The following is a 7186-nucleotide window of genomic DNA, read 5'->3' on the forward strand; positions in this document are numbered from 1 at the left end:
TTTATATACGGTTTACAATGGTTTTATTATTTTTATCTATTCCGATGAGGATGATTTTATTAGATGGTAATAAATTGAAAAAAGGTTATCACAATTTGTCTGGTCTTTATTTAGTGGTCAGTATGTTATTCAGCACGTTGATGTTTATCTATTGGTACATATTAACTTATCAGTATTTACCACTTTAATCAAAGCTATGGGTTTAATCTACTATATAGTGTTGTTGTCTCTGGGTTTATAGAAAAGGGTGTTAAAAGGATTTGAATTCCCATGCCTATCTAATAATTGCAAACAGAAATTTTAATCAACTAGCATTATTGTTAAAAACTTTGGACGATTCTAGAAACGATATTTATTTATTAATAGATAAAAAAGCAGGTTCACAAATACTTCATCCTGAATTAATCAATGCTAGGCTTACGATTCTGCCTCGTATTAATATTTATTGGGGTGATTATTCTTTGATTCAAGCGGAAATTAATCTTTTAAAAATAGCGACTAAAACAAAACATAGTATCTACCATCTTATTTCGGGCTTAGATTTACCAATAGCAGGCCAAGACGAAATACACAATTTTTTTGATTCTCATATCGGTGAAAATTTTTTGACTTACAGTGCTACAATTCCGAAAAACAAATTAAAAATGCGTATTAAGAAATATAATTTTACTAAACATTTTCGTGATTATAATATTTTTCTTTCGAATTTATAGACAACTAGAAAAAGTTGAACTAGGTTTGATTCAAAAAGATAAGTTACCAATTGATTTAATTGGCTATGGATCTAATTGGTGCTCTATAAGTCACGAATTGGCGAGAGAAATCGTTTGTTCAGAGAATCTAATATTTAAAATTTTTAATAAGGGATTTTTAGTGGATGAACTGTTTATTCCCACATTAATTAATATACGTGGGAAAAGCAAATTTCCAATTTATTACGAAAAGCCAGTTCATAACATATCAGATGAGTTTCAAGGAAATCTTCGATATATAAATTGGTGGGATGGATCACCTAAAACTTGGAGAATTTCCGATTTCGATTAGATAAAACTTGCGAAGCAGAGTGGTCACTTTTTTTCCAGAAAGTTTGATGAAAAAAATTGACAATGAAATCATTAAAAAGGTAATCCACGAATTAGTGATTTAGATATAAATGTAGCTAAATTTCATAGACTATTCACCGGGATAAACAATTACTATAAATAGAAGTAATTAACTGAATGTATAGCTATTTTTAATCTAGAGACTGAGATTTGTGAGGTGGGATTTATGGCTGTAAAAGTTTTCCTTAGATGTATGTATACTTTTATAAAATTTTTAAAAGTTAGGATTAGACTATCTGCAAGTATTAAAATCAAAGCCCCTCAAAATAGATGGAGAGGTAAATTGGATATAGTTTGTGACCATGAAAGCACAATTTGTATTGGGAAGAGATGTAGCTCAAGAGGCTTTACTCATTTAGAAAGTATAGATGGAGGGAAAATAGTAATTGGCAATGATACATTTATAAATCGCAATGTAAGTATAACATCATTAAAAAGCATTGTGATAGGTAATAAATGTTTGATTGCTAATAACGTAGTTATTGTAGATCACGACCATAATTTTTATTTAGGTAACAGGGGGTTTATAACTCGAAACGTTACAATTGGTAATAATGTCTGGATTGGTGCAAACAGTGTAGTGTTAAAGGGAGTGCAAATTGCGGAGAATGTGGTTGTTGCTGCTGGTTCAGTTGTTACAAAAGACATCCCAAAGAATTCTGTAGTAGCCGGAAATCCCGCAGTGATTATAAAAAGTAATACTCATAGTAATTTATCTAAGTGAGGAAAATAATGTCAGAAGTTTTTATTATAACGCCTTTTTTTATCAGGAAAAGGCGGAACGGAAACAATAATTAAAAATATATTTAAGTCTATTCGACCTGAAAACAAATATAGTTTTAAACTTTTTGTTCTTGGGGGAACTGAAACTAAGGATTGGTTACAAGAAAGCGACTTCTGTATCAAAAATCTTTTGCTGCCAAAAAAATTCAAAAAAATTGAATATCTTTTTCGTTTGCCATATTGGATTTTTCAAATTGCAATTAAAAATCCCAAAATAATTATTTCGACCTCACCGATTATTTGGTCAATGTTTTATTGGTTGAAAAAATTTTGAATTTAGGATATAAGGTTGTTGGATGGTATCATTTTTCGATTTCTGAAAAACCTTTTTCAAAGTTTGAGGCAAATTCGCAGGATGCTTTTTTTCTATTAGTTCTGGAATTACAGCTGAAATGAAAGAAAAAGTGAATAATAAGATAAAAATTTTCACGATATTTGATCCTATACCAGTTAATGGTGATATAAGCTTTCCAACGCCTCACAAAAAAACTAACAAATTAGAGTTGGTTTATATTGGCAGATTTGACTATGATAAGCAAAAAAATTTATCAGAATTATTTACTGCACTCTCAAAAATCAATGAAGCTTTTGAGCTAAAAATTTTTGGAGAAGGCGAAGATAAAGCCAAGTTATCTAGATATGCTAATTCAATAGGCATAAGTGCTTGTATAAAGTGGATGGGATTTCAAACGGATATCTGGAAACTAATCAAAAAAACTGACGCTCTAATACTAACATCAAAGTATGAGGGATTACCAACTGTATTGATTGAGGCTTTAGCGCATGGAATACCCGTAATTAGCTCGAATTGCTCAACCGGACCAGAGGATATTGTTGTTGATAAATATAATGGTTATTTGTACAAACTCGGCAGTGTGAATGAATTAGTAAAAAAAATAAGTAAAATAGGTGACATCGAATTAATTAATGAGCCTTATGAGTTACAAAAAACCGCAATGAAATTTAGTCCTCAAAACTACTTATTGCGAATGATCCAAGCATTAGACAGTTTGGACAGAGGTACAAGTGTTGATGAATAAGCCTACAATTAGCGTAATAATGTCAGTGTATAATGAGACAATTAGATCAATTAACGAAGCGGTAAATTCTATATTAATGCAAAAATTTACTGATTTAGAATTTATCATTGTAAATGATAGTCCGTCTAGGGTTGATGTGCAGCGCTATTTAAAAAAATTGTCATTGACAGATGACCGAGTGATATTAATTAAAAATAATAGAAATAGTGGTCTTGTTTCAAGCCTCAATAATGGTCTGAAGGTTGCAAGAGGGAGATTCATTGCGAGAATGGATGCTGATGACGTTTCTTGCTTGCATAGACTGGATGTTGAAATGGATATCATACGACGTGGATATGACTTTGTTGGAACTTCGGCTAGAGAAATTGATACTAAGAATATAACTGTTGGAAAAAGGATAATGCCTATTGAAGGGGATATAAGTTCAGCCCAGCAAATAAGAACTAATAATTTCATTATTCACTCTTCAACTTTAATAAGGAAATCAAGTCTTGATTTTTGGATGGCTATAGACAAATTCCATCTTGTGAGGATTATGATTTATGGTCAAGATTACTATTGTCCGGCTTTACAGGATATGTAACCAAAAAAATTCTTTTGGATTATAGAATACGGGACAGCGGGGTTACTTCTTCGAATAAACTTCTGATGGATGTTAGTGCTTCAATTGTTAGGCAGGGTATTTTAAAATGTAATACGTTAGAAAAATACGATAAGTTGGTGAATCCTAAAGAAATAGGGATGAAATATAATAAATTTCCCCTTAGAAGTTCTCTTTTTAGACATGCTTATAATACTGGATCAAATAAATATGAAGATTGTTCCCGAACATTCAAAAATAATCATTCCTTTAAGGCGGCAATTGCGTTAATTAGTACACTGATATTGTACCCGTTAAATATAAAAAAAATCTTCTTTGCTCTACGAGTTAGGGTGGAGAAAATTTCTCCCAAGAGAAAAAATAAAGAATTGTAGACTTCGTTTTAAATGATCATGCTTTGCGCAATTGAACCCATGATAACAATAGAGTTGGCAGACTATTCAAAAAGCCATATTAAGGTGAAAACAGGTATAATCATAAATTTATTTATAAATTGGTAGAGCTTTTTTACGAATCAGTGGCCAATTAATCTGAGAATGAGAGGAGAAATTTTAAGCTGAGGGATTTGCAGTAAATACGGATGGACACTTTATAAATAAGTGGCTAGTATTTTATTCTGAGTTTTTGTTTATAGTATTTTCAAAAATAAATTTTAAAAGTGTAATGTCGACTAAACTATGAACTTTCAAATTACAGCAAATAAAAACTACTTTGTTTGTCTGAAGAAAGAAGACACAATTATTCAAAATACAAATAGAGTCAGGAGTGTTTCCTTTGAAAGGATATATACTAGATTTTCAAATGAAGAGCGAGAATAGCGCACTTGTGAAGCCTAAAAAAGATATTGTTCATTTTTTAGAAGAAGTAGGCTATAAAACTATTGACTATGATTTTTATCCACAGAAATATAAACGGTTCTTATTCTTAGCGATTTCTTGGCAAAAAAAAATTAAGGGCTTGAGAGATACAATGATTGTATTTCAATATCCTATGTATAGTAGAATTTGTGAAAAAGTAATGCTCAAGTCTGTCAAGAAAAAAGAGAATGTTAAAACTGTCGTAATCGTCCATGATGTAGATAGCCTGAGGTTTGGTAAGCATAATAAAAAAAAAGGTTTCGGCTGAAATAAAATATTTAAACGAATTTGATTGCCTAGTTGTACACAATAATAATATGAAAAAATGGTTGGAAGATAATGGGATTAGAGTACCTATGGTATCTTTGGGGATTTTTGACTATGAAAATTCAAATAATCAAAATCCAAATTATTCAGTAGAAGATGGACTTGTTTTTGCTGGTAATCTATGGAAATCTGCATTTTTAAAGCAAATCAACATAAAAACAAAAATACAATTGCTTGGTCCCAATCCTCTTTCTCACTATCCCCAAAATATTCGTTATGATGGGCAGTATTCACCTGAAGAGGTGCCAATGCACTTTAAAGCAGCGTTTGGTTTAGTTTGGATGGGGACTTAAACGACAATAATCTAGCAGAGTATACGATGTACAACAATCCTCACAAGGCTTCTTTGTACTTAAGTTCCGGCTTACCCGTAATTGTATGGAAAGACGCAGCTCTTAGCGATTTTGTGGTTAGTAATAAAGTAGGATTTGTGATTTCTAAGCTGGACGACATTGATAGTATGATGAATCAAATTACCCAGCAAGACTATCATGAGTTGAAAAAGAATGTCAAAAGAATAAGTCTACAAATGAGAAGTGGCTATTATATAAAAACGGCAATGGAGAATGTAAGAAGAGCACTCAAAAAAAATAGTGTTTTAACAAGGGTTTTAATTACTGGTTAACAATTTAATTAACAATAAAGTAGGGATGAGAATTACAGATTGGTTGTCGTTTCTTAATTGATTCAATTATATTTCAACCACATTAGAATTTAAAAACAATAAGACAAAAATGGGATAGTAGTTTCGTCCGTTAGCTTTGCGAACCCAGATCTTTACATGTTAATGAAATTAATACTTTATCTTTTATAAATCGGCTAGTTTAATTAATAAAATTTATGATTTGAGGAATGATGACATGAAGACTTTCTTAGTTGTAGGTGCTGGTTTATTTGGTGCCACCTTTGCACATGAGGCAGCAATAAGGGGAAATAACGTAATTGTGATCGATCGCCGAAGTGAAATTGCTGGAAATATTTATACTTATAAAAAGTGTGGCGTTCAAGTTCATAAATATGGAGCTCATATTTTCCATACAAGTGACAAGCATATTTGGGACTATGTTAATTCTTTTGCAAATTTTAATCGATTTACAAATAGTCCAATTGCAAAGTTTTACGATGAAACATTCAATATGCCATTTAACATGAATACTTTTAACCAAATGTGGAATGTGATAACGCCTGCAGAGGCAAAAAACAAAATCGCTGAACAACGACTCGAAATGAATGGAAAAAAATCTGAGAATTTGGAAGAACAAGCTATATCATTAGTTGGTAGAGATATATATATGAGAAACTCATTAAGGGTTATACCGAAAAGCAATGGGGTCAAAAAGCGACTGAGCTTCCAGCATTTATAATCCGAAGATTACCGGTCCGTTTCACGTATGATAATAATTACTTTGATGATGATTATCAGGGTATTCCGATTGGTGGCTACACTCAGATTATTGAAAAAATGCTTGATGACAAAAACATTGAAGTTAAGACCAACACTGACTTTTTTGATAAAAAAGGTGAGTATCTTCAAAGGTTTTCTAAAATTGTTTTTACGGGAATGATTGATCAATTTTTTGACTATCAGCTTGGTGAATTGGCTTATAGAAGCTTGAAATTTGAAACTGAGACGTTGGATATTGATAATTTCCAAGGTAACGCTGTTGTTAACTATACAGATGCAGAAACACCTTATACTCGGATTATCGAACACAAACATTTTGAGTTTGGTAAGGGTGATAAAGGTAAAACTGTTATCACCAGAGAGTACCCGATGGATTGGCATAGGGTGATGAACCATACTATCCAATAAATAATTCTCAAAATAATTCAATGTATAAACAATACCATGAGCTTGCAAAGACTGTGCCTAACGTGATTTTTGGTGGTCGTTTAGGTCAGTATCGTTACTACAATATGGATCAGACGATCATGGCAGCTTTGAAGCTAGTTAAGAAAGAATTCGGAGAGTAGTTTTCTATGAGAGTTATCAAGAATTATCTCTATAATGCTTTTTACCAGGTATTTATTTTATTGGTACCATTGATAACAACACCCTATCTGTCTCGAGTATTGGGACCGACTGGTGTAGGGATTAATTCCTATACAAACTCGATTATTCAATATTTCATTCTGTTTGGTAGTGTTGGCGTCAATCTATATGGAAATCGACAGGTGGCCTTTGTTAGGGATGACAAGTGTAAGCTCACGCGAACTTTTTATGAAATTTTTTCTATGCGTGTCTTAACAATTATTTTGGCCTATGTTGCTTTTTTGATATTTTTGATGTTTACACATCAATACCATGTATATTACCTGGCACAATCAGTTTCTCTCGTAGCGGCTGCTTTTGACATTTCTTGGTTCTTTATGGGCGTCGAGAATTTTGCAGTTACAGTGTTAAGAAACTTCATCGTCAAAATCATCACATTAATTAGTATTTTTACGTTTGTAAAATCCTATAGTGGAGTGTTT

General features: G+C 31.9%; 7 protein-coding genes and 2 pseudogenes. All 9 read left to right on the forward strand.

Features of this window, described 5'->3' with window-relative positions; all coding sequences use genetic code 11:
- The first annotated feature begins 260 nt into the window (after positions 1-260).
- Positions 261-713: a beta-1,6-N-acetylglucosaminyltransferase gene (locus JCM11969_RS20030; RefSeq protein ID WP_054712641.1), complete on the forward strand. Its 453-nt coding sequence runs from the start codon at positions 261-263 to the stop codon at positions 711-713.
- Between the two features lie 25 nt (positions 714-738).
- Positions 739-1044 (forward strand): beta-1,6-N-acetylglucosaminyltransferase, encoded by a 306-nt coding sequence (locus tag JCM11969_RS20035; RefSeq protein WP_263850082.1) that lies wholly within the window; start codon positions 739-741, stop codon positions 1042-1044.
- A 225-nt stretch (positions 1045-1269) separates the two neighbouring features.
- Positions 1270-1827 (forward strand): acyltransferase, encoded by a 558-nt coding sequence (locus JCM11969_RS20130; RefSeq protein WP_054712644.1) that lies wholly within the window; start codon positions 1270-1272, stop codon positions 1825-1827.
- A gap of 451 nt (positions 1828-2278) precedes the next feature.
- A complete protein-coding gene (locus tag JCM11969_RS15530) occupies positions 2279-2926 on the forward strand; it encodes a glycosyltransferase (RefSeq protein WP_054712647.1) in 648 nt (215 codons plus the stop codon).
- The gene (locus tag JCM11969_RS15535) at positions 2919-3509 is read left to right on the forward strand and encodes a glycosyltransferase family 2 protein (protein WP_054712651.1); all 591 of its coding nucleotides are present in this window, start codon (positions 2919-2921) and stop codon (positions 3507-3509) included. Before JCM11969_RS15530 ends, JCM11969_RS15535 begins: the two co-directional genes overlap by 8 nt.
- A 792-nt stretch (positions 3510-4301) precedes the next feature.
- Positions 4302-4652 (forward strand): glycosyltransferase, encoded by a 351-nt coding sequence (locus tag JCM11969_RS15545; RefSeq protein ID WP_054712659.1) that lies wholly within the window; start codon positions 4302-4304, stop codon positions 4650-4652.
- A pseudogene (locus JCM11969_RS20845) lies at positions 4618-5336 on the forward strand (glycosyltransferase). The gene JCM11969_RS15545 and the pseudogene JCM11969_RS20845 overlap by 35 nt, the downstream one beginning before the upstream one ends.
- A 235-nt stretch (positions 5337-5571) precedes the next feature.
- Positions 5572-6685: pseudogene (gene glf / locus JCM11969_RS15560) on the forward strand (UDP-galactopyranose mutase).
- A gap of 6 nt (positions 6686-6691) precedes the next feature.
- Positions 6692-7186, forward strand: a 495-nt coding sequence (locus tag JCM11969_RS15565) for an oligosaccharide flippase family protein (protein WP_156319405.1), incomplete at its 3' end; no start/stop codon positions are given.

Source organism: Secundilactobacillus paracollinoides DSM 15502 = JCM 11969, from assembly GCF_001311135.1.
In the GTDB taxonomy this organism is placed as follows: domain Bacteria; phylum Bacillota; class Bacilli; order Lactobacillales; family Lactobacillaceae; genus Secundilactobacillus; species Secundilactobacillus paracollinoides.